Annotated in this window: 21 protein-coding genes; 5 read left to right on the top strand and 16 right to left on the bottom strand. The window is 67.1% G+C overall.

The window, feature by feature from the left end:
* Positions 1-49: 49 nt before the first annotated feature.
* The 7 genes from BLV60_RS04655 to BLV60_RS04685 form a co-directional block, all read right to left on the bottom strand.
* Complete coding sequence (locus tag BLV60_RS04655; RefSeq protein ID WP_093050719.1) at positions 50-1,162, bottom strand: acyltransferase family protein; 1,113 nt, start codon at positions 1,160-1,162, stop codon at positions 50-52.
* A 59-nt stretch (positions 1,163-1,221) separates the two neighbouring features.
* Positions 1,222-2,184: an NAD(P)H-dependent flavin oxidoreductase gene (locus BLV60_RS04660; RefSeq protein ID WP_093050722.1), complete on the bottom strand. Its 963-nt coding sequence runs from the start codon at positions 2,182-2,184 to the stop codon at positions 1,222-1,224.
* Between the two features lie 79 nt (positions 2,185-2,263).
* Positions 2,264-4,054, bottom strand: a complete 1,791-nt coding sequence (locus tag BLV60_RS04665; protein WP_093050725.1) for an acyl-CoA dehydrogenase — start codon at positions 4,052-4,054, stop codon at positions 2,264-2,266.
* Between the two features lie 74 nt (positions 4,055-4,128).
* Positions 4,129-5,061 carry an electron transfer flavoprotein subunit alpha/FixB family protein gene (locus tag BLV60_RS04670; RefSeq protein ID WP_093050728.1) on the bottom strand — a complete coding sequence of 311 codons (933 nt, stop codon included), beginning with the start codon at positions 5,059-5,061 and terminating at the stop codon, positions 4,129-4,131.
* A 2-nt stretch (positions 5,062-5,063) separates the two neighbouring features.
* Positions 5,064-5,813 (bottom strand): electron transfer flavoprotein subunit beta/FixA family protein, encoded by a 750-nt coding sequence (locus BLV60_RS04675; RefSeq protein ID WP_093050731.1) that lies wholly within the window; start codon positions 5,811-5,813, stop codon positions 5,064-5,066.
* Between the two features lie 135 nt (positions 5,814-5,948).
* Entirely contained in the window at positions 5,949-7,229 is a 1,281-nt protein-coding gene (locus BLV60_RS04680; RefSeq protein WP_093050734.1) for a mechanosensitive ion channel family protein, read from the bottom strand.
* 46 nt (positions 7,230-7,275) lie between these two features.
* Positions 7,276-8,229: a histone deacetylase family protein gene (locus BLV60_RS04685; RefSeq protein WP_093050737.1), complete on the bottom strand. Its 954-nt coding sequence runs from the start codon at positions 8,227-8,229 to the stop codon at positions 7,276-7,278.
* 80 nt (positions 8,230-8,309) lie between these two features.
* On the opposite strand from BLV60_RS04685, the gene BLV60_RS04690 reads away from it, so the two are divergent.
* The 5 genes from BLV60_RS04690 to BLV60_RS04710 are packed head-to-tail and all read left to right on the top strand — an operon-like array spanning position 8,310 to position 14,031.
* Entirely contained in the window at positions 8,310-9,230 is a 921-nt protein-coding gene (locus tag BLV60_RS04690; protein WP_093050740.1) for an AAA family ATPase, read from the top strand.
* Entirely contained in the window at positions 9,227-10,204 is a 978-nt protein-coding gene (locus tag BLV60_RS04695) for a DUF58 domain-containing protein (RefSeq protein WP_093050743.1), read from the top strand. The genes BLV60_RS04690 and BLV60_RS04695 overlap by 4 nt, the downstream gene beginning before the upstream one ends.
* Positions 10,205-10,217: 13 nt before the next feature.
* Positions 10,218-12,239 (top strand): transglutaminase TgpA family protein, encoded by a 2,022-nt coding sequence (locus BLV60_RS04700; RefSeq protein ID WP_093050746.1) that lies wholly within the window; start codon positions 10,218-10,220, stop codon positions 12,237-12,239.
* 53 nt (positions 12,240-12,292) lie between these two features.
* On the top strand, positions 12,293-13,405 hold the full coding sequence (mltB, locus tag BLV60_RS04705; protein WP_093050749.1) for a lytic murein transglycosylase B: 1,113 nt from the start codon (positions 12,293-12,295) through the stop codon (positions 13,403-13,405).
* A 5-nt stretch (positions 13,406-13,410) separates the two neighbouring features.
* Entirely contained in the window at positions 13,411-14,031 is a 621-nt protein-coding gene (locus BLV60_RS04710; protein WP_093050752.1) for an HD domain-containing protein, read from the top strand.
* Positions 14,032-14,044: 13 nt separating this feature from the next.
* Here the strand turns inward: BLV60_RS04710 and BLV60_RS04715 are convergent, their stop codons facing one another.
* Genes BLV60_RS04715 through BLV60_RS04755 form a run of 9 tightly spaced genes read right to left on the bottom strand, consistent with a single transcriptional unit; the run spans position 14,045 to position 21,427 of the window.
* A complete protein-coding gene (locus BLV60_RS04715; protein ID WP_093050754.1) occupies positions 14,045-14,533 on the bottom strand; it encodes a hypothetical protein in 489 nt (162 codons plus the stop codon).
* A complete protein-coding gene (locus tag BLV60_RS04720) occupies positions 14,530-15,609 on the bottom strand; it encodes a beta-ketoacyl synthase N-terminal-like domain-containing protein (protein ID WP_093050757.1) in 1,080 nt (359 codons plus the stop codon). The genes BLV60_RS04715 and BLV60_RS04720 overlap by 4 nt, the downstream gene beginning before the upstream one ends.
* On the bottom strand, positions 15,606-15,881 hold the full coding sequence (locus BLV60_RS04725) for an acyl carrier protein (protein WP_256328860.1): 276 nt from the start codon (positions 15,879-15,881) through the stop codon (positions 15,606-15,608). Before BLV60_RS04725 ends, BLV60_RS04720 begins: the two co-directional genes overlap by 4 nt.
* Positions 15,878-17,035 carry an ABC transporter permease gene (locus tag BLV60_RS04730; RefSeq protein ID WP_093050760.1) on the bottom strand — a complete coding sequence of 386 codons (1,158 nt, stop codon included), beginning with the start codon at positions 17,033-17,035 and terminating at the stop codon, positions 15,878-15,880. The genes BLV60_RS04725 and BLV60_RS04730 overlap by 4 nt, the downstream gene beginning before the upstream one ends.
* Before the next feature lie 5 nt (positions 17,036-17,040).
* Entirely contained in the window at positions 17,041-17,949 is a 909-nt protein-coding gene (locus BLV60_RS04735) for an ABC transporter ATP-binding protein (protein WP_093050763.1), read from the bottom strand.
* Positions 17,949-18,929 carry a BtrH-related acyltransferase DarH gene (locus BLV60_RS04740; RefSeq protein WP_093050766.1) on the bottom strand — a complete coding sequence of 327 codons (981 nt, stop codon included), beginning with the start codon at positions 18,927-18,929 and terminating at the stop codon, positions 17,949-17,951. The genes BLV60_RS04735 and BLV60_RS04740 overlap by 1 nt, the downstream gene beginning before the upstream one ends.
* Positions 18,926-19,321: a DarG family dialkylresorcinol biosynthesis protein gene (locus BLV60_RS04745; protein ID WP_093050769.1), complete on the bottom strand. Its 396-nt coding sequence runs from the start codon at positions 19,319-19,321 to the stop codon at positions 18,926-18,928. Before BLV60_RS04745 ends, BLV60_RS04740 begins: the two co-directional genes overlap by 4 nt.
* Positions 19,322-19,323: 2 nt before the next feature.
* Positions 19,324-20,457, bottom strand: coding sequence for a beta-ketoacyl-ACP synthase III (locus BLV60_RS04750; protein WP_093050772.1), 1,134 nt, complete (start codon positions 20,455-20,457; stop codon positions 19,324-19,326).
* On the bottom strand, positions 20,447-21,427 hold the full coding sequence (locus tag BLV60_RS04755; RefSeq protein ID WP_093050775.1) for a hypothetical protein: 981 nt from the start codon (positions 21,425-21,427) through the stop codon (positions 20,447-20,449). Before BLV60_RS04755 ends, BLV60_RS04750 begins: the two co-directional genes overlap by 11 nt.
* Positions 21,428-21,607: the final 180 nt, after the last annotated feature.

Here is a 21,607-nt window from a genome sequence, read left to right on the forward strand (position 1 = left end):
CCGGGTTCAGGAAGATTCGGCCAGTGCGCCTGCGCGGGCGCCCCTGTCCTTAATGAGAAACGACTAGCCCGGTAACCAGCAGCGCAGCAAAAAGCGTGAACACCGCTCGCCACGAGGCCGGGCGCGCTTCCACCCAGCGGTACAGCAGCGCCGCCGCAGCCACCGACAGGCCGAAGGTCGCCACGAGGCCGACCGCGTCGAACCACGCACCGTGTGGCCCGGAATTCGCAACCGCCGCATTCATGGCAAGCAGCACCGGGAAGTGGATCAGGAACAGCGAGTACGACATACGCCCCAGCCGCAGCAAAGGCAGGGCCACGGCAGGCCAGTGCTTAGGCGACAGCCAGTTGCGGCGCTGCGCAATGGCAATCAGCAGCGCCGTGACCAGCGCCGTGGCGATACGGCTGCGCCAGTCGATAGCCAGCGCGCCCGCCCCCACCAGCGCCAGCAGTGCGATCGCGCTCTGCCAGGTGCTGGACCGCGTGGCGCGCCCGATCCAGAACACCAGCATGCCCACACCGTAGGTGCCGAAGAAATAGAAGGCTGTGTCGTCCAGCCCGGCATTGCGATTGAAGAGCGCCAGCGAAGCCACGGCCAGCCCGAGCACCAGCGCCACGGGCATCCAGCGCGCCTGTGCGCTCAGCGGTGGCGAGCCGCTGGAGCGCTGCAGCATCGTGGGCAGGCCCACCAGTGCCAGCGCCAGCGCGAACAGCTGGAAGTCGATGGCCACGTACCAGACGCCCGTCGACAGCGACTCGTAGCCCAGCAGGTCCTGCAGCAGCAATCCATGGGCGACCAGTTGCCCGAAGGTCGGCGACGCAGGCACAACCTCTTCATCGAGCCACGGCCGCACCACCGCCGCGACCAGCACGCACACAGTGAGCGCGGCGAGGTACGGCATGACCAGCCGCCCATAGCGCTGCAGGATGCGCGTCACCGGCCGCTCCACGCGCAGCATGCCGTCGGGCGCAAGGCTGGCGGCCGCAAGAAAGCCGGCGATGACGAGAAACACCTGCACCGCCAGCCGGCCTTCGTTGGCCAGCCACGAGAAAAAGTCAGGCGCGAGCGCGTACGCGCCTGCCGGCATCGGGCCATAGCGCGAGAGATGGTGTCCGACGATCACCGCACAGGCGATGCCCTTCGCCGCGTCGAGCAGCGGCATGCGCCCCAGCGATGACGGCGGCGCGCCGGCAGCAGGCGCGGCGCCGTTCGCAGTGGCAGTCAAAGCGCGAGCCGTTGCCTTGCTTCCTGGTATTCGCGCTTGAGCTTTTCGATGAAGGCCGCGGCGCTGGCCACTTCGGTCACGGCGCCAATGCCCTGGCCCGAGCCCCAGATGTCCTTCCAGGCCTTGGCCTTGCTGCCTTCGCCGCCGCCGAAGTTCATGGTCTTCACGTCGCCCTCGGGCAGGTTGGCCGGGTCCATGCCGGCCTTGACGATGCTGGGCGCAAGGTAGTTGCCGTGCACGCCGGTGAAGAGGCTCGAATAGACGATGTCGTCCGAACTACCGTCGACGATGGCCTGCTTGTAGTCGTCGCTCGCGCGCGCTTCCTCGGTCGCGATGAAGGCCGTGCCAATGTAGGCAAAGTCGGCGCCCATGGCCTGCGCGGCAAGCACCGCACCGCCGGTGGCAATGGAGCCCGACAGCGCGATGGGGCCATCGAACCACTGGCGAATCTCCTGCACCAGCGCAAACGGGCTCTTCACGCCCGCGTGGCCGCCGGCACCGGCCGCCACGGCGATGATGCCGTCAGCGCCCTTCTCGATCGCCTTCTGCGCGAACTTGTTGTTGATGATGTCGTGCAGCGTCACGCCGCCGTAGCTGTGCACCGCATCGTTCACGTCGGTGCGCGCGCCCAGCGAGGTGATGACGATCGGCACCTTGTACTTCACGACCATCTCCATGTCGTGCTCGAGCCGGTCATTGCTCTTGTGCACGATCTGGTTGATGGCGAACGGGGCGGCAGGCTTGTCGGGGTTGGCCTTGTTGTAGGCCGCGAGCTCTTCGGTGATCTCGATCAGCCACTCTTCGAGCTGCGCCGCGGGGCGCGCGTTGAGCGCCGGCATCGAGCCGACCACGCCCGCCTTGCATTGCGCAATCACGAGCTTCGGGTTGCTGATGATGAACAGCGGCGAGCCGATGATCGGCAGCGGCAGGTTCGCGAGTACGGGGGGCAGCTTGGACATGTCGTCTCCGGAGATGGGTTCGGTTTTATAAGAGAGAGAAGCCGCCATCGCCCGTCAGATGGGCGACAGCGGCGGTGCGTCAGAAGGCGTCGAGCGCCATCGCCGTGACGCTCTCGGCGCCGTCGACGATGCTGTCGCGGATGCCCGGCACCTTGTTGAGGATGTGCTCGGCATAGAAGCGCGCGGTGGCAATCTTCGCCAGCATGAAGTCGGTGTCGAAGCTGCGCGAAGCGAGGTCCTGCGCAATGATCAGCGAACGCGCGAGCTGCCAGCCTGCCACGAGGTTGCCCGCGAGCATCAGGTAGGGCACGCTGCCGGCGAACACCGCATTGGGCGACGCCTTGGTCTGGCCGGCCACGAAATCGACCACGTCGATGAACGCAAGGCGCGCGGCCTTCAGGCGCTTGAGCACGGCTGCCGCGGCGGGGCTGTCGCTCTTGGCGAGTTCGGCTTCGGTCTTCTCGATCTGCGCGGCAATCGCCTTTGCGGTCTGGCCACCGTCGCGTGCGGTCTTGCGGCCCACGAGGTCGTTGGCCTGGATGGCGGTGGTGCCTTCGTAGATCGTCAGGATCTTGGCGTCGCGGTAGTACTGCGCCGCGCCGGTCTCCTCGATGAAGCCCATGCCGCCGTGCACCTGCACGCCGAGCGAGGCCACTTCGAGGCTCATCTCGGTGCTGTAGCCCTTGACCAGCGGCACCATGAATTCGTAGAAGGCCTGGTTCTGCTTGCGCGCATCCGCGTCGGGATGATGATGCGCGGCGTCGTAGGCGGCAGCGGCCACGCTGGCCATTGCGCGGCAGCCTTCGGTGTAGGCGCGCATCGTCATCAGCATGCGCTTGACGTCGGGGTGATGAATGATGGGCGCGCTGGCATTGATGGAGCCATCGACCGGGCGGCTCTGCACGCGGTCTTTTGCATAGGCCACGGCGTGCTGGTAAGCCCGCTCGGCAATCGCGATGCCCTGCATGCCCACCGCATACCGGGCCGAGTTCATCATGATGAACATGTACTCGAGGCCGCGATTCTCCTGGCCGACGATGTAGCCCACTGCGCCGCCGTGGTCACCGTACTGCAGCACGGCAGTGGGCGAGGCCTTGATGCCCATCTTGTGCTCGATGCTCACGCAATGCACGTCGTTGCGTTCGCCCAGCGTGCCGTTCTTGCCGACGAGGAACTTCGGCACCACGAACAGGCTGATGCCCTTCACGCCCTCGGGCGCGCCAGTCACGCGGGCCAGCACGAGGTGCACGATGTTCTCGGCCATGTCGTGCTCACCGTAGGTGATGAAGATCTTGGTGCCGAACACCTTGTAGGTGCCGTCAGGCTGCGGCTCGGCGCGGCTGCGCACCATGGCGAGGTCGCTGCCGGCCTGCGGCTCGGTGAGGTTCATCGTGCCGGTCCACTGGCCGCTCACAAGCTTTTCGAGGTACACCGCCTTGAGCTCGTCGGAGCCGGCCGTGAGCAGCGCCTCGATGGCGCCGTCGCTCAGCAGCGGGCACAGAGCGAAGCTCATGTTGGCCGAGTTGAGCATCTCGCCGCAAGCCGCGCCGATGGTCTTGGGCAGGCCCTGGCCGCCGAAGTCCGCCGGATGCTGCAGGCCCTGCCAACCGCCTGACACGTACTGCGCGAAAGCTTCCTTGAAGCCCGGCGTGGTGGTGACGACGCCGTCCTTGAACGACGAGGGATTGCGGTCGCCCGCCACGTTCAGCGGCGCGACCACGTCCTGGTTGAAGCGCGCGCATTCCTCGAGGACGGCCTGCGCGGTTTCGAGGCCGGCGTCTTCGAAGCCCGGCAGCTTCGCGATCTCGCCGATGTTGGCCAGGTGCTCGATGTCGAACAGCATGTCCTTGATGGGGGCGGTGTAGCTCATGTCTTGTCTCCAGATACAGCGGATACGAAAAGGGCATCGCGAACGATGCCCTCTGGCTCAGTGCAGCAATGCGATCAGAGCGCCTTCACCAGTTCCGGCACAGCCGTGAACAGGTCGGCCACGAGGCCGTAGTCGGCCACCGAGAAGATCGGGGCTTCTTCGTCCTTGTTGATCGCCACGATCACCTTGGAGTCCTTCATGCCGGCCAGATGCTGGATCGCACCCGAGATGCCTGCTGCGATGTACAGCTGAGGCGCGACAATCTTGCCGGTCTGGCCCACTTGCCAGTCGTTGGGGGCGTAGCCTGCGTCAACGGCTGCGCGGCTGGCGCCCAGGCCCGCGTTCAGCTTGTCGGCCAGAGGGGCCATCACTTCGGTGAACTTCTCGGCGCTGCCCAGGGCCCGGCCACCCGAGACGATGATCTTGGCTGCGGTCAGCTCGGGGCGTTCGCTCTTGGTGACTTCTCGGCCCACGAAGCTCGATTTGCCGCTGTCTGCGACGCCTTCGGCGGTTTCGACGGTTGCACTGCCACCCGTGGCTGCTGCGGCGTCGAAGCCGGTCGTACGCACGGTGATCACCTTGGTCGCGTCACTGCTCTGCACGGTGGCAATGGCGTTGCCGGCATAGATCGGGCGCTCGAAGGTGTCGGGGCTGTCGACCTTGGTGATGTCGCTGATCTGGGCCACATCGAGCTTGGCAGCCACGCGAGGCGCGACGTTCTTGCCGTTGGCAGTCGAGGGGAACAGGATGTGGCTGTAGTTGGATGCAATCGCCAGCACCTGGGCTGCGACGTTCTCGGCCAGGTTTTCCGCAAGGCTGGGGCTGTCGGCCACGATGACTTTGGAGACTCCGGCGATTTGCGCGGCGGCCTTGCCGGCTTCGGCGGCATTGGCACCGGCCACCAGCACATGGACATCGCCGCCGCAGGCGAGTGCAGCAGTCACGGTGTTGAGGGTCGCGGGCTTGACGGTCGCGTGGTCGTGTTCGGCAATAACAAGTGCGGTCATGTTCAGATCACCTTCGCTTCGTTCTTCAGTTTGTCCACCAGCGTTGCAACGTCAGGCACCTTGATGCCGGCACCGCGCTTCGGGGGCTCAGCCACCTTCAGGGTCTTCAGGCGCGGCTTGACGTCGACGCCCAGGTCTTCAGGCTTGAAGACGTCGAGCTGCTTCTTCTTGGCCTTCATGATGTTGGGCAAGGTGACGTAGCGCGGCTCGTTCAGGCGCAGGTCGGTGGTGATAACGGCCGGCAGCGTGAGGGAGATGGTTTCCAGGCCGCCGTCGACTTCGCGGGTGACGGTGGCTTTGTCGCCAGCGACTTCGACCTTGGAGGCGAAGGTGGCCTGGGGCAGGTCAGCCAGGGCAGCCAGCATCTGGCCGGTCTGGTTGGCATCGTCGTCGATGGCCTGCTTGCCAAGGATGATGAGCGACGGCTGTTCCTTGTCCACCAGCGCCTTGAGCAGCTTGGCGACGGCCAGGGGCTGCAGTTCTTCGGGGGTTTCCACGAGGATGCCGCGGTCGGCGCCGATGGCCATGGCGGTGCGCAGGGTTTCCTGGCACTTGGCGTCACCGCAGGAGACGGCGATGACTTCGGTGACTACGCCCTTTTCCTTCAGGCGCACGGCTTCTTCAACGGCGATCTCGTCGAAGGGGTTCATGCTCATCTTGACGTTGGCAATGTCCACTCCGGTGCCGTCGCTCTTGACGCGCACTTTCACGTTGTAGTCGACGACCCGTTTGACAGGTACAAGAACCTTCATTGACTTGACTCCATTGGATTGCAAAAAGGGGGCTTCGAGGGCAGCCGGTCATTCTAGGACGCGACCTTTGCGGCCTCTCCGTTCTTCTCATCGGCGCAGGCGCCAAGAAAAAAGAACGATCGTGCTTTTCCGTGATTATAAAACAGCGTTGGGCGGCTGGGCGAGTCCATCCGGTAAAGACTCCACACGCACCACCCGCTGCGGATAGGGAATGTCGATGCCCGCGCCGCGCAGCCCGTCGAGGATGGCGATGTTGATGGCCGAGCGCAGGTTGTCCTTGCCCTTGTCGGGGTCGGCCACCCAGAAGTTCAGCGTGAACTCCAGGCCGTCGGGCGCGAAGTTCATGAGGAAAGCCACGGGCTCCGGGTCGGTCATCACGCGCGGCTGGGCCTTGGCCGCATCGCACAGGATGGTCTGCACCTGCGCCACGTTGCTCTCGTAGCCGACCACGATGGTGGTCGTGATGTTGAACTTGCGGTCGGCCAGCGACAGGTTTTCCACCCGGCTGGTGATGAGCGATTCGTTCGGCACGATGGCCTCGCGTCCGTTGCCCGCGCGAATGAGGGTGTAGCGGGTCTTGATGTCCGTGATGCGGCCCTCGAAGGTGTCGACCTTCACGTTGTCGCCGATGCGGATCGAGCGCTCGAGCAGGATCACGAAACCGCTCACGTAATTGGCCGCCAGCTTCTGCAGCCCGAAGCCAAGGCCCACGCCGAGCGCGCCACCCAGCACGGACAGCGCCGTGAGGTCCACCCCCACTGCCGACAACGCGAACAGCAGCCCAACCAGCAGCAGGAAGGCACGCACCGCGTTCGATGCCACCTTGCGCATCGACAGGTCGGTGACGGCCTCGCGCAGGATGCGTTTTTCGATGGTGCTCGAGATCCACAGCGAGATCACCAGCACCAGCCCCGCCGACAGCACGCCCTGGAAGATCGTCTGCAGGCTCACGCGCGTCTTGCCGAAGGCCAGGGTGATCTGGTCGAGTTCGGCCAGCACTGGCGGCAGCAGCCCGACGATCCAGAGCACCGCCGCGATCCAGGCCAGCCAGGAGACTGTGCGCTCGATCAGCCGCACGACGTTGGACGCCGGAAACACCGCCCGCAGCACTCGCGCAAACAGCCGGATGACCGCCAGCGACAGAAACACTGGCACCGCGATGCGCAGCACCAGCACGGTCTGAAAATCGATCACCACGCGCCGGGCGAGATCGGTGAGCACCAGCGCCAGCAGCGGGAACAGCAGTCCGTCGAAGGTGCTTTCGCCGAACCAGATCGAGTCCTTGGGCTGGTCGCGGCCGAACCATTTGCTCACGGCCCAGGCCAGCGCCACGCAGGCCACCAGCGCAACCAGCTCGATGCCGAGGCCGCGCGCATCGACCTGGGCGAGGCGTTGGGTGAAATCGTTGAAATTCATCTATTGAAAGAAAACGGAAGCGTGGGCGCCATTCGCGCCGGCTGCGTTACAGGTCCGCGAGAACGCGGATGTGGGCTTCCACGCTGCGCGCCAGCGCATCGAGGTTGTAGCCGCCTTCGAGCATCGAGACGATACGGCCCTTCGCATGGCGCCTGGCAACATCCTGTATGCGGCCCGTGATCCAGGCGAAGTCGTTCTCGTTGAGGCCCAACTGACCCAGGTCGTCCTCGCGGTGAGCGTCGAAGCCGGCGCTGATGAAGACCATCTGCGGCTTGAATTCTTCCAGCCGCGGCATCCAGATCGCCTCGATCAGCTCACGCACGTCCATGCCCCGGGTGTAGGCCGGGATCGGCAGGTTCAGCATGTTCGACGCCGGGTGCACCGTGCCGCTGTACGGGTAGAACGGATGCTGGAAGAAGCCGACCATCAGCACGTTCGGGTCGTTCGACAGGATGTTCTCGGTGCCGTTGCCGTGGTGCACGTCGAAGTCGACGATGGCCACGCGCTCCAGGCCGTGCACGTCGATGGCGTGCCGCGCGGCAATGGCGATGTTGTTGAAGAAGCAGAAACCCATCGCCTGCTCGCGGCAGGCATGGTGGCCGGGCGGGCGCACCGAGCAGAAGGCGTTTTCCAGATCGCCGGCAATCACCGCGTCGGTCGCGGCAATCGCAGCGCCGGCGGCGCGGCGCGCGGCCAGCAGGGTGAAGCGGGTGAGCATCGTGTCGGGGTCGACCTGCGCGTGGTCGGGGCCGCCGGCGGGCTCGTCGGCCACCAGGCGCTGATGCAGTTCCTCGAGGTACTCGACGTGCTCCGTGCTGTGCGCCCGGGTGAGCTGCTCCAGGGTGGCCAGCGGCACCTCGCAGTGCTCCAGTGCGTCACCCACGCCGGTAAGCAGCAGGCGGTCTTCGATGGCATCCAGGCGCCCGGGACATTCGGGATGCCCCCCGCCCATGTCGTGCTTCCAGAAGTCGCGATGTGTGAAGTAGCCTGTCTTGCCCATGTGTCTCTGTCGCCACGTCTAGACCTCACGCGGCATGGGGCCGGCAGGTCTTACGGTATCGTTTGCATATGGATACAAATATGGACGTTGCTGCAAAGCTAGCCACTTTGTTAACTCAGCTTAACACGGTGATCGTGGGCAAAGAGGCCCAAGTGCGCGACTGCGTTGCCTGTCTGCTGGCGGGCGGGCACCTGCTGATCGAGGACGTGCCGGGGGTCGGCAAGACCACCCTCGCCCACGCGCTGTCGCATACCTTCGGGCTGCAGTTCTCCCGGGTGCAATTCACCGCCGACCTGATGCCGGGCGACCTGTCGGGCGTGGCAATCTACGACCGGGGCCAGCAGGCCTTCGTGTTCCACCCCGGGCCGATCTTCGCGCAGGTGCTGCTGGCCGACGAAATCAACCGCGCCAGCCCCAAGACCCAGAGCGCGCTGCTCGAGGCGATGGAAGAAAAGCAGGTCACCGTCGAAGGCGAGACCCGCCCCCTGCCCACGCCCTTCTTCGTGATCGCCACGCAGAACCCGCAGGACCAGCTCGGCACCTTCGCGCTGCCCGAGTCGCAGCTCGACCGTTTCCTGATGCGCATCTCGCTCGGCTACCCCGACCGCGCCGCCGAGCGCCAGCTGCTCTCGGGCGTCGACCGCCGAGAAATGCTGGCCTCCCTGCCCGCGATGCTGACCGCCGGCGAGCTGACCGCCCTGCAGCAGCGTGTGCAGCAGGTGCATGCGGCCGATCCGCTGCTCAACTACGTGCAAGACCTTATCGCGGCCACGCGCTCTGGCCGCTGGTTTTTGCAGGGCCTGTCGCCGCGCGCCGGCATTGCGGTGCTGCGTGCGGCCAAGGCGCAGGCGCTGCTGGCCAACCGCAACTACGTCGCTCCCGATGACGTGCAGGCCGTGCTGCCGCAGACGATCGCGCACCGCCTCACGCCGGTTGGCGACGCAGGCCGCGGCGCCGTCGAGCAGGTGCGCGCCATGATCGCCGCAGTGCCGCTGCCGTGAGCCCTGCAGGCGCCCTCCGCTCGCGCATCGACGGCTGGTTCCTGTCGCGCCGTCCGCCGTCGGACACGCTGGAGCTGACGCAGCGCAATGTCTACATCGTGCCCACGCGGGCTGGATGGACGCTGGCGGCAACGCTGCTGGTGCTGCTGATCGCCTCGATCAACTACCAGCTCAACCTGGGCTACCTGCTGACCTTCCTGCTCGCCGGCAGCGTGGCCGTGGGCATGCACGTTTGCCACGGCACGCTGCGCGGACTGGCCATGCACATGGTGGCGCCCGACGCGCACTATGCGGGCGCCGCCGCCGTCTTCCGGGTGGTGCTGCACAACACGCGACGCAGCGTGCGCTACGGCATCGGCATGGCCGTGCGCGGCAGCGGGCAATGGGCCTGGACCGATGTGCCGGCCGAGGGCACGTCGACCGTCGAGATCGCATTCAAGCCCGAGCGGCGCGGGCTGCATCCAGTGCCGCCGCTGACGGCGGAAACGCGCTTCCCGCTCGGCACGTTCCGCGTGTGGACGGTCTGGCGGCCGGCCGCGCAGATGCTGGTGTACCCCACGCCAGAAGCGCATCCGCCGCCGCTCCCGCCGGGCGAGCCCCTGTCGGGGCCAGCGGCAGTGTCCGCCGCGCTGCGGGCGCACAACGCCGGCGAATACGACGGCGTGCGGGCCTACCGGCGCGGCGATCCGCTGAAGCTCGTGGTCTGGAAGAAGGCCGCGCGGGCGCAGGCAGCCGGGTCGGAAGACCTCGTCAGCCGAGACACGCAGCAGACCCAGCGCGAAGAACTCTGGCTCGATGCGCAGGCCACCGGCCTCGCGGACACCGAGGCCCGCATCTCGCGCTTGTGTGCCTGGGTGCTGATGTCAGACCGGCTGGGCGTGGACTACGGCGTGCGGGTGGCCGGCCGGGTCGTGAAGCCGTCCCAGGGCGAAGCCCACCGGCGGGCCTGCCTGGAGGCCTTGGCCCTGTGCTGAACGAGACCGTCGAATGAACAGAGTTGCACGCGAACTCGCCTCGCTTCCCCGCGACGCGAGGGACACCCTTTTCCTTCTCTGCGTCATCGGCCTGATCCTCTTGCCGCAGGTCGAGAACCTGCCCTGGTGGTGCACGGCCATCACGGCAATGGTGCTGCTCTGGCGTGCCTCGCTGGCCGTGCAGGCACGCCCCCTTCCCAGCAAGTGGTGGCGCCTTGCGCTGCTGATGCTGACGATCGGCGCCACCTACGCCACCCACCGCACGCTGCTGGGCCGGGACGCGGGCGTCACGCTGATCGTCAGCCTGCTTGCACTCAAGACGCTGGAACTACGCGCGCGGCGAGACGCCTTCGTCGTCTTCTTCCTGGGCTTCTTCACGATGCTCACGAACTTCTTCTATTCGCAATCGCTGCTGACCGCCTTCACCATGCTGCTGGCGCTGCTGGGCCTGCTGACGGCACTGGTCAACGCGCACATGCCCGTGGGCCGGCCTCCGCTGATGCAGGCCGCGCGCACCGCGGGATGGATGGCGCTTGCGGGCGCACCGATCATGCTCGCGCTGTTCCTGCTGTTCCCGCGCTTCGCACCGCTGTGGGGCACGCCCAGCGACGCCATGGCGGGCCGCACCGGCCTGTCGAACACCATGCGCGTCGGCACCATCGCCGAACTGGCGCTTGACGACAGCATCGCCGCGCGCATCAAGTTCGATGGCGACCGCGCGCCGCCACAAAGCCAGCTCTACTTTCGCGGGCCAGTGCTGGCGCAGTTCGACGGCCGCGAATGGACCGCGCTCCCGTCATGGGCACGTGGCGCGCAATGGTCCGCCAACCTGCGCGTGAGCGGCGAGCCTGTGCGCTACGAAATCACGCTCGAAGCCAACAACCGCCCCTGGCTGCTGACCCTCGACGCCTCGCAGCGCCCTCCCGAGGCTCCCGGATTCGAAGTCACCGGCACGCCCGACCTGCAATGGCTCGCTAACCGCCCCGTCACCGATCTGGTGCGCTACCGCGCCGAGAGCTACACGCAGTTCCAGAGCGGCCCGGTGAAGCGCACGGGCAGCCAGCTCCAGGCCTATCTGGCCCTGCCGCCTGGCACCAACCCGCGCACCGCCGCCCTCGCCGCCGAGATGCGTGCCGATCCCGCGCTGGCCAACGCCAATGCACAGGCATTCGTGCAGGCCGCCCTGCGGCGCCTTCGCACCGGCGGCTACACCTACACGCTGGAGCCGGGCGTTTATGGCGACAACACCGCCGACGAGTTCTGGTTCGATCGCAAGGAAGGCTTCTGCGAGCACATCGCCTCGGCCTTTGTGGTGCTGATGCGCAACCTCGGCATTCCGGCACGCATCGTGACGGGCTATCAGGGCGGAGAACTCAACGGCGTCGACAACTACTGGATCGTGCGACAGAGCGATGCCCACGCGTGGGCCGAGATCTGGCAAGAAGGCACCGGCTGGACGCGCGTGGACCCGACAGGCTCCGTCGCCCCGGGGCGCATCGGCCAGACGCAACGGCTCGTGCCGCAACCGGGCCTGTTCGCCGGCGCCATCGGCTCGATGAGCCCCACGCTCGCACAGAACATCCGCGCCGCCTGGGAGGCCGTGAACAACGGCTGGAACCAGTGGGTGCTCAACTACACGCAGAGCCGCCAGCTCAACCTGCTGAAGAACATCGGCTTCGAAGCGCCGAGCCTCGAAGACCTGGCCTACGTGCTGCTCTACCTGCTGGTGGGCGCGAGCCTGGCCGGTGCCGCCTGGACGCTGTGGGAGCGCAGCCGGCACGATCCGTGGCTGCGCCTGCTGGGCCAGGCGCGCGTACGGCTCGCCAAGGCCGGCCTGCAGCTGCCCAACACCGCCCCGCCCCGCCAGATGGCGCAGGCAGCCGACGCGCGTTTCGGCCCTGCCGCGCAGGCCGTGCGCGACTGGCTGCTGAAACTCGAAGCGCAGCGCTACGCGCCGGCCACGCCAGACTCGCTCTCCACCCTGCGCTCGGAGTTCCGCCACCTCGCCTGGCCCAGCGCCAACGCACGCGGCTGAAACCACATGTGTCCCTGAAGAGGGGCAGCGCGGGCGGACGGCACAATCGGCCGATGCGATTTTTTCTCCCTACGCCTTCTCGCGCCGCTGCGGCAGCCGCTCTTCTCGCCGCATGCTGCGCCTGGTCCACGGGGGCCATGGCCCAGAAATCTTCCAACGGCCCTTCCAATGGCCGGAATGCAGCCGCCAGCCCGGTGCGCGGCAGCACGCCCTACGCCACGCGCGACGACGCGATGAAATTCGCCGACGACGTGGCCGAGCGCCGAGGACTCGACCGCGACTGGGTGCGCGCCACCATCGGCAGCGCGCGCTTCCTGCCCAACGTGCCGCGCCTGATGCTGCCGGGCCCGGTCGGCACCGTGAAGAACTGGCAAACGTACCGCAGCCGCTTCATCGACCCGGTGCGCATCGCGGCCGGCGTGCGCTTCTGGCGCGCCAACGCCGACACGCTGGCGCGCGCCGAGCAGGTGTACGGCGTGCCGCCGGAAATCATCGTCGGCATCATCGGCGTGGAAACCATCTACGGCCGCAACATGGGCAACTTCCGCGTGATCGACGCGCTGGCCACGCTCTCATTCGACTTCCCCGACGGCCACCCACGCGCCGCCGAGCGCCAGGCCTTCTTCCGCGGCGAACTCGAAAGCTTCCTGAGCACCGAGAGCCGCACCGCCGACGATCCGCTCACGCCCCTGGGCAGCTATGCCGGCGCCATGGGCATGCCGCAGTTCATGCCCAGCAGCATGGCCAAGTACGCGGTCGACTTCGACGGCGACAGCCGCATCGACCTCGTCAACAACCCCGCCGACGTGATCGGCTCGGTCGCCAACTACTTCAAGTCCTTCGGCTGGACACCCGGCATGCCGGCCATCTACCCCGTGCATTTCGAGGAAGCGCGGCTGCAGAAGGCGCTGCTGCTGGCGCCCGACATCCTGCCGACCTTCAGCGCCGACAGCTTCGTGGCCGCCGGTGCAGTGCCCGAGGGCGAAGGCATCAAGCACAAGGGCCTGCTCGCATTGATCGAGCTGCAGAACGGTGCCGATGCACCGCCGACCTACGTGGCGGGCACGCGCAACTTCTACGTGATCACGCGCTACAACTGGAGCAGCTACTACGCCATGTCCGTGCTCGACCTCGGGCAAGAGGTCAAGGCGGCGATGGAGCAATAGGCACCATGACACCCGAGGCGCTGCACGCGAACTGGACCGACGCATGGCGTGCGCTGGGCGTCGAGTCGCCCGGCGAAGCGCTGTGCACCGAACTGCAGCGCCGCTACGGCGAGCCGCAGCGCCACTACCACACGATGCAGCACCTGGGCGAATGCCTCGCGTGGTTCGAGCGCGAGAAGACATCGGCCGAGCGCCCTGGCGAAGTGGCGCTTGCGCTGTGGTTCCATGACGCGATCTACGACGTGCACGCCCACGACAACGAAGCTCGCAGCGCCGACTGGGCGCGCCAGGCCCTGCTCGAAGCCGGCGTGGACGAAGCAGCAGCCGAACGGGTTCACGCGCTCGTCATGGCCACGCGCCACGACGCGGTGCCCGAAGGCCGCGATGCCGAACTGCTGATCGACATCGACCTGTCGATCCTCGGCGCCGAACGCACGCGCTTCGACGAGTACGAGCGCCAGGTGCATGCCGAGTACGCCTTCGTTCCGGATGAAGTGCGCCTGCCGCGCCGCCGCGCGATCCTTCAGCGCTTTCTCGACCGCCAGGCCATCTACGCCACGCCGCGGATGCACGCGCAGCTCGAAGCACAGGCGCGCGCCAACCTGCAACGCTCCATCGCCGGCTGACTGGCCTTGCCCGTCAGTCGGGCATCAGCCGCCACCACTCGGAGCGCGGCAGTTCGCCGTTGCGCTCCTCTTCAACGATGCCGAACAGCAGTCCATCACGCGACGCACCCATCTTCGCCAGTTGTAGCGTGCGCGCCGCATCGCGGCACAGCGCGAAGCTGGCGTCGCCCTGCCATTCGAGACACCGGCCGACTTCGGCCAGCATCAGCGCAGGCTGACTCTGCATGAAGGTGAAGGGCATCGGCAGGCCCGCATCGAGCTGGGTCAGCCCCGCATGCGTGGCGCCCCATGCGCCGCGCATGCTGGCAACGCGGATGCGCGCGCCGGCCGGCAGCGCTGCCTCGCCAGCGGCGTCGAGGCAGCAGCGCGCGCCGTACATCGCCAGTTCGGTCCACAGGCCGACGCGGCGCGGCCGGCGGCCGATGCGGCGGGCCAGGTCGTCGCGCCAGTCGGCGGGCGGCGGATGCGCGACGAAATGCGCTGCGGTGCGCCAGGTGCTCATGAGCCGACATCCTTCAACACCAGCGAGGCATGCCCGCCGCCGAAGCCGACCACGTTGAGCAGGATGTTGCGCAGCCTCTGCGGCGCCTGCTTGCTCAGCGCAATGCCGAGCGAGGCGTCGAGCGGATAGTCCACGGTGGGCCAGACGCTACCTTCGATGCAGCCAACCAGCAGGGCCAATTCCGCCGCCCCCGCCGCGCCCAGCGTGTGGCCGATCGCCGACTTGAGCGACACCAGCGGCGGCAGCGGATCGAACACCTGCTTCAGCGCTTCCACCTCGATGGCATCGTTGACGGGGCTGCCAGCCGCCTGCACCTTGATCAGGTCAATGTCGCCGGGCTGCAGGCCGCTCTGCGTCAGCGCGCCGCGACACATCGCGAGCACGGCCGAGGCTTCGGTGCCCGAGGGGTTGCGCCCATCGACCACATTGGCGCCACCCGTGATCTGCCATCGCGCGGGCTGCGATGTCAGGCGCAATGCAGCCACCGCTTCGCCGAGCACCAGCCCCTTGCGCTGCGCACCGAAGGGCTGCGCGCTGTCTGGCGCCAGTAGTTGCATCGCGCCGAAGCCGGCCACGGTGAAGCGGTTGTCCATCTCGACGCCGATCACCAGCGCTTCGTCGGCCTCCGCGCTTCGGATCAGGTCGGCGGCGGCCAGCACGGCGTTCAGCGCCGAGGTGCAGGCGGTCGAGACGGTGAACACTGGCCCCTGCCAGTCCAGCGCGCGGGCCACGACACCGGCAAAGTCCTGCAGATCACCGCCTAGCCGCAGATCCTGTTTCTCGTATTCCATGAAGCCGATGTCGAGCGACGACGAGGCCACGAACAGCGGCGCGGTGCGTGGTCCCAAATCACCGGTCTTGTCAGTCTGCGCAACCACGCTGCGCACGGTGCTGCACAGGCGCTGCGTCCAGTCGCCTTCTCTCGACGCCAGCGCGTAGACCGGCCAGCTGATTCCGTCCGCCACGGCCACCGGCGTCGGGGGCACGCCACCATGTCGCAATGAGGCCAGCACGGACGGCATGTCGTCACCCAGCACACAGGCCAGGCCCATGCCGGCCAGGTAGACATCGTTCATGCCTTGCCCGCTTGCGCCAGATGCTCCGCGAGATGGGCGATGGAAGTCATCGCCCGGCGCGTTTCCTTGCTGTCGGGCATGCGCACGCCAAAGCGCTGCTGGATCGTCATCGACACCTGCAGGGCGTCGAGCGAATCGAGGTCGAGCCGGGCCTCGGGGCCGAACAGCGGCTCGTCGTCGCCGAGGCCACCCGGGGGCGCATCTTTCTCGACGGCTTCGAGCACCATCGCCTTGAGGCTGGCAATGAATTCAGGGGTGACGGTGGTGCTCACGGTGCGCGCCTGCGAAACAGGAAAACGGCCAGAAGAAACATCAGCGCCGCGAACACGACCAGCCGGCCGATCTGCGGCAGGGTATCGGCCACGCCGCCGCCGCGCAGCAGCACGGTCAGCAGCGCCTCGAGTCCCCAGTTCATCGGAGAGATCTCGACCAGCCGCTGCATGAAGCCCGGCATGACGAACTTGGGCACCATGATGCCGCCCGCCGCCGCCATCAGCACGTTGACCATCGGCCCGATGGTGGCGGCCTGCGCATGGCTGCGCACCAGGCAAGCCAGCGCGAGCGACAGGCTCACCGCCGCCATGCTCACTGCCCCCAGCGACAGCAGCAGCGCCCCCCAATGGATGCCCGCGAGCGACAGCGCATCACCGCCGATCAGCGGCATGAACCAGATACCGGCCGCGAGCATCAGCACAGCCTGCAGCGCGTTCACGCCCAGGTACGGCAACGCCTTCGACGCGAGCAGCATGGTGCGCGACACGCCCAGGCTCTGCAGCCGGCCGAGCGCGCCCGAGCTGCGCTCTTGCACGAACAGGCTGGAGAGCGAGGCCACTACGAAGAACATGCCGAACACCAGCCATGCCGGCACGTTCTGCTGCACCGAGGTCGGCCGCGGGCCGGCGGTGGAGAAGCGCTCGGCACGCACCATCGCCTCGATGGAGGCCTCTGGCGCAGGGCTGGCTGTGCCGGGCACCGCCAGCGCAAGGCGCGCCTTGAGTTCGCCCGACGCGCCGATGAGTTCGGCACGCAGCGCATTGAACAGGTTGGCGTCGATGCCGGGCTCGGTCAGCAGATGGATGCGCGCCTGCGTCGACAGCGCGGCAGATTCCAGTTCTTCAGACAGGCCCGGCTCCATCACGATCACGTACTTGAGCGAGCCGTTGCGCAGCCGCGCCTGCCAGTCGCTGCCCAGCGGCTGCGGTGCACCATGGCTGCGCTGCCAGAGCTGCTGCAGCCATTTGGCCGGCGTGGCCGTGTCGCGCATGTCGATGGCATAAGTCAGCTCGGCCAGTGGCGGGCGATAGATATCCTTCAGCGTGAGCGACATCAGCACAATGAAGACCATCGGCATCAGGAACAGCGCGGCAAGGCCATGCATGTCGCGCACGAGGGCGAGCAGTTCTTTCTTGATGAGCGCGAGGAGCATGGGGTTCAGTCGCGCAGCGAGCGATGGGTGAGCGCCATGAAAAGCTGCTCGAGGTCATGGCGGCCGAACTCGGCATGGCGCACTTCGATGCCCGCAGCTTCGAGCGCGGCCAGCACAGGCCCCGGGCCGCTGCCGGCGTTCAGGTGAATACGCCAGTGCACTCCCCCCTGCTCCACCGTGCCGAAGCGCGAGAGCATGTCGGCATCTAGCCCGTCAGCAGCCAGCGTGAGCAGCATCGCGTTCTTCGACAGCAGTTCGTCGAGCGAGCCTTCGCGCAGCACATGGCCGCGGTCGAGGATGGCGACACGGTCAGCGATCGCCTCGATCTCTTCCATGTAGTGCGAGGCGTAGATCACCGCCGCGCCCTGCTGCGCGAGGCTCTTGATGGCGTCGAGGATGAAGGCGCGCGATTGCGGATCGACGCCCACGGTGGGCTCGTCGAACAGCATCAGCTCGGGTTCGGGCAGCAGGGCAATGGCCAGGTTGAGCCGGCGCTTGAGTCCGCCCGACAGCCGCTCGGCGCGCACGCCAGCGAACTGCTCCAGCTGCGCAAACTGCGTACAGGCCGCGATGCGCTCCTTCTTGCGCGCACCCGACAGGCCTCCAGCCGCGGCAAAGCAGGCAAGGTTCTCGGCCACGGTCAGCATTGGATAGAAAGCCTGCTCCTGTGGCGCCACGGCAATGCGCGTAGGTGTCTTCGCACGCACCTGCTGCAGCGGCTGGTCGTCGATGCGGATCTCGCCCGACTGCACGGCCAGCGCGCCCGACAGGTGCGAGATCAGCGTGGTCTTGCCTGCGCCGTTCGGTCCCAGCAAACCCAGTACGCAGCCCCTTGGCACCGCGAGCGATACGTCGGCCAGCGCGGGCGCGTCGGCATGCGGGTAGCGGTAGCTGAGCTGGCACAGCTCTAACATCAGGCGACGGCTGCCTTCAGGTCGCGGAAAAAGCTTTCTTCCTGCCGCGCCTGCTCACGCAGCTTCGCAGCCAGCGCAGCCGGGTCGACCGCCTCGCGCCCCTTCACCATGCGCGCGGCTTTGAGCGCGAACGCACGCCAGCCGTCGCCGATGGCGATGAGCCGCTCCGACATCTGCTGCAGCTGCGGCTTGTCGAGCAGCTGGGCCGCCTCCTGCAGAAAGCCCGCATAGATGAAGCGAAAGCCCGCCCCGCCCGTGCCGATTTCTTCCTGCATGCGCACCACGTGGCCGATGAAGTCGACGCTGCGCGGATCGGCCGGCGACAGCTTCTGCATGCGCTTGGCCAGCGTGTGCATGCCGCGCACACCGACGATGGGAATGGGCGCGAGCATGTTGCGCACTGTCTTGCGGATGGCCTTGACCACCGAGGCCGCATCGACGACCTTGCGGTCGATGGCCTGCGGGTAGTACATGAGTCCCTTCGGGGCCAGCACGCCCTTGGCGAAGCGGGCACGTGCCAGGTCGCTGCTCGCGCAACGCACGGGCTCCTCGAACACCGGGTCGCTGATCAGGTAGTCGTCGCCGTCCTTGCCGTACACCAGCAGGTTGTGCGCATTGAAGTGAAAGCGCATGTTCGGCGGAAAGTACGGCAGCCAGTACACCGACGTTTGCAACCCCACCAGCTGGCCATCGGCCAGCAGCGCGTCGAGCCTCTGCTGCCCCGCCTCGGCGCTGCGGAAGGTCTCGAAGCGGAAGCGCGCGGCCATCGGCGCCAGCAGGCCCTTGATGATGGCCTTGGGCGGCATGCGGTACGAGATCAGCGGCAGGCCCGACAGCTTGATGAAGGGAAGGTACGCGAACGAAATCGCGGACGACAGGCCCAGCGCCATGCTCTCGCTCATCGGCGCGCCGTGGTGGCGCATCAGGCTGGAGATGACGCCGCTTTCGCAATGCGCCGCCTGTTGGTGTTGAAAGTTCACGGCAGGCCTTGCAAGGTGGAAACGGGCAGGCCCAGCGCTTCGCTGTAGCGTGCGAGTTGCGCCGGCGACAGCGCGGCGAAATGGCGCGGCTGCAGGTGGCGCCGCACGCGCCACTGCCAGAAGCCGCTGGTCTGCGAGAGCAGCGCCACGTCCATGCGGCGCTCGTACATCCAGTATTCGAGCGGCGAGGCCTGCCCCGCTTTCACGCGCTCCTTTGCGGCCTGCGCCTGCTCGACGAGCACGTCGACCGCGTGGCTGGTGACGATCTCTTCCGCCTCCCAGCCGCGCGAAGTGGTGGTGACGACGCGGCCCTGCGCATCGCGGGCGTACATCAGCTTGGAGTGGCCGTCGAGGGTCGCATTGCCCTCCTGCGGTACCGCGTCGAGATCCATGGCTACACCGCTTCCATATAGATGAAGCCGCTGGAGAAGCGGCCACTTTCGGGCACGAACATCAGCAGCTTCTGGCCGGGCTTGATGCGGCCCGAGCGGAACAGCTCGTCGAGCATGATGTAAGGCGACGCCGAACCCGTATTGCCCTTGCTCGCAAGATTGCTGAACCAGCGCTCGCGCGGAATCGGCAGGCCCAGCGATTCGAGGCACTGGCTCACCGGCTCGACGAAGTACTGCGACGACAGGTGCGGCAGGAACCAGTCGATGTCCGCCGTCTTCAGCCCGCGCCGCTCGATGATGGCCGCCAGCGGCTCGCCTAGCGTGGCGCGCACGATGTTGTCGTTGAGCAGGCGCACGTCCTGCTTGACGGCGAAGGTCGACTCGCGCTGCCAGTCTTCGGGCGACTTGCGTCCCCAGCCGTCGAGGCCGCCTTCGGCATTCTTCTCGGCGCCGGCGTACATGCACACCGGCAGCTCGTGCGCGGCGGACGACAGGTCGATCCAGTCGATGCGCAGCGACAGCGGCCCGCGTGGCTCGCGCTCCAGCAGCACTGCACCCGCGCCGTCGGACAGCATCCAGCGCAGAAAGTCTTTCTCGAAGGCCAGTTCGGGCCGCGCCTCCAATGCTTCGAGCTTGTGCTCGAGCTCGGCCTCGAAGCGCGAGCCGCGCATCACGGCCGAGGCGAGCTCCGAACCCGTGGCCACCGCGCGCCGGGCATCGCCCGCGCGCACCGAGAGCCATGCATGCTTCAACGCGGTGGCACCGGCCAGGCAGATGCCCGCGCAGGCCACTACTTCGAGCCGCGGCCAGCCAAGTTCGCCGTGCACCATTACCGCGTGGTTGGGCATGAGCTGGTCGGGCAGCGAGGTGCCGGTGACGAGGCAGTCGACCGGCCCTACGTCGCCCAGCGCGCGGATCGCGGATGCAGTGAGCTGCGCGTTGGTCATCGCCAGTTCGCCCGTGGCGCGGTCGATGGCGTAGTGGCGCGACTGGATGCCGTTGCTGCGCAGAATCAGCCGCCGCGCGCGGGACGCCTTGCCGCCGATGCGACCGAGGACGTCTTCGATGTCTTCATTGCTGACCGGGGAAAAGGGCAGAAAGGCGGCGGTGCGGGTCAGGAAGACATCAGTCGTCATAGAGGGGGGTGCGGTCCGTGGCAGAGCCCGACGGGCACTCGAATTGGGCTGTCATTTTAGTCAGCCACCCTCTGAACAAAGGTCGCAAGAGTGCCTGCAGGCTCAGGCTCACGGGCACCACCGTAATGATCAGTACCAGCAGAAACAGCACGTACAGCAGCAGCAGCGGCTTGCGCTGCCACGCGCCGGGCCCGCCGGCGGCCATGATCAGCTTGCCCCAGAGGTAGAAGCTGCGCGTGCCGGCCTTCTCGCTGATGAGCAGCCTGGCATTGGCCTGCACCGCCCCGAGGCCGGCCAGCAGCGGCTGCGTGCCGCGCTCCAGGTCGTTGTGCAGGGCATCGCGCAGGGCACGGCCGAAGCGGCCTGTACCTTCGATCTGTTCGGTACTGAGTCCCGCATCGGGCATGCCCCAGAAGCCGCGCTTGCGGCCCCAGATCAGCCAGGCCGGCGTGGTAAAGAAGGTGGCGAGCGTGGGGCCGGGGTCGGTCAGCACCACGTTGTCGATCAGCCTCGCGCCGACGTCGTCGAGCATGCCCTTGAGTTTTTCGTGGGCCAGAAGCCACATGTTGCGGCAGGCGATGACCGTGACCACCGGCTTGCCCTTGAGCAGCCGCGCCGCCACCGGGTGCTTGAGGAAGGCCGCCACGGGCTGTGAAGGCGCCAGGAACCACACCTGGTACGGGAGGATGACGAGGTCGAAGTCTTCCTGGCCCGTGAGCGACAGCGGCGCCAGCGGCTGCGGCTTCATGTGGGCCGACTCCGGAAAGGCGTCGAAGAAGCTCAGGAAGGGCCAGGGAAAGGGGTACGGCGCAAGTGGGCGCAGCGTTTCCTCGTGCACCTCGATCGACGGGTCGGCGCGCAGCGGCGCCACGATCCGGTCTGCAACCTCGTCGAGCTGACCGGATTGCGAATAGCGAAGAACGAGGACGCGCTTGACGCTTCGAGGGGGGCTGGAGGGGCTGGAAGTCACTGGCGGTGGCGTTTCGGGGGCCGTCGAATGTACGCGATGCCTGTAGCGAGCGCATCTGCCAATGGTCATGGCGTCGCGGCAATCAGACGGTCGAATCGGTCAAATGGCCGGCGATACGGAAAAAGAACAAGAAAAAAGGGCCGCACCTTGCGGCACGGCCCCTGTCGTGGTGCGCGAGGG

This window comes from Variovorax sp. YR634, assembly GCF_900106655.1.
Lineage (GTDB): Bacteria > Pseudomonadota > Gammaproteobacteria > Burkholderiales > Burkholderiaceae_C > Variovorax.

What these genes read in the sequence shown, in the direction of transcription:
- BLV60_RS04660 (WP_093050722.1), bottom strand. Translation starts at nt 2,184, where the DNA reads ATGTCCAAGCTGCCCCCCGTACTCGCGAACCTGCCGCTGCCGATCATC.
- BLV60_RS04710 (WP_093050752.1), top strand. Translation starts at nt 13,411, where the DNA reads ATGACACCCGAGGCGCTGCACGCGAACTGGACCGACGCATGGCGTGCG.
- BLV60_RS04675 (WP_093050731.1), bottom strand. Translation starts at nt 5,813, where the DNA reads ATGAAGGTTCTTGTACCTGTCAAACGGGTCGTCGACTACAACGTGAAA.
- BLV60_RS04670 (WP_093050728.1), bottom strand. Translation starts at nt 5,061, where the DNA reads ATGACCGCACTTGTTATTGCCGAACACGACCACGCGACCGTCAAGCCC.
- BLV60_RS04735 (WP_093050763.1), bottom strand. Translation starts at nt 17,949, where the DNA reads ATGTTAGAGCTGTGCCAGCTCAGCTACCGCTACCCGCATGCCGACGCG.
- BLV60_RS04700 (WP_093050746.1), top strand. Translation starts at nt 10,218, where the DNA reads ATGAACAGAGTTGCACGCGAACTCGCCTCGCTTCCCCGCGACGCGAGG.
- BLV60_RS04690 (WP_093050740.1), top strand. Translation starts at nt 8,310, where the DNA reads ATGGACGTTGCTGCAAAGCTAGCCACTTTGTTAACTCAGCTTAACACG.
- BLV60_RS04730 (WP_093050760.1), bottom strand. Translation starts at nt 17,035, where the DNA reads ATGCTCCTCGCGCTCATCAAGAAAGAACTGCTCGCCCTCGTGCGCGAC.
- BLV60_RS04750 (WP_093050772.1), bottom strand. Translation starts at nt 20,457, where the DNA reads ATGACGACTGATGTCTTCCTGACCCGCACCGCCGCCTTTCTGCCCTTT.
- BLV60_RS04655 (WP_093050719.1), bottom strand. Translation starts at nt 1,162, where the DNA reads ATGCCGCTGCTCGACGCGGCGAAGGGCATCGCCTGTGCGGTGATCGTC.
- BLV60_RS04685 (WP_093050737.1), bottom strand. Translation starts at nt 8,229, where the DNA reads ATGGGCAAGACAGGCTACTTCACACATCGCGACTTCTGGAAGCACGAC.
- BLV60_RS04665 (WP_093050725.1), bottom strand. Translation starts at nt 4,054, where the DNA reads ATGAGCTACACCGCCCCCATCAAGGACATGCTGTTCGACATCGAGCAC.
- mltB (WP_093050749.1), top strand. Translation starts at nt 12,293, where the DNA reads ATGCGATTTTTTCTCCCTACGCCTTCTCGCGCCGCTGCGGCAGCCGCT.
- BLV60_RS04680 (WP_093050734.1), bottom strand. Translation starts at nt 7,229, where the DNA reads ATGAATTTCAACGATTTCACCCAACGCCTCGCCCAGGTCGATGCGCGC.
- BLV60_RS04745 (WP_093050769.1), bottom strand. Translation starts at nt 19,321, where the DNA reads ATGGATCTCGACGCGGTACCGCAGGAGGGCAATGCGACCCTCGACGGC.
- BLV60_RS04720 (WP_093050757.1), bottom strand. Translation starts at nt 15,609, where the DNA reads ATGAACGATGTCTACCTGGCCGGCATGGGCCTGGCCTGTGTGCTGGGT.
- BLV60_RS04715 (WP_093050754.1), bottom strand. Translation starts at nt 14,533, where the DNA reads ATGAGCACCTGGCGCACCGCAGCGCATTTCGTCGCGCATCCGCCGCCC.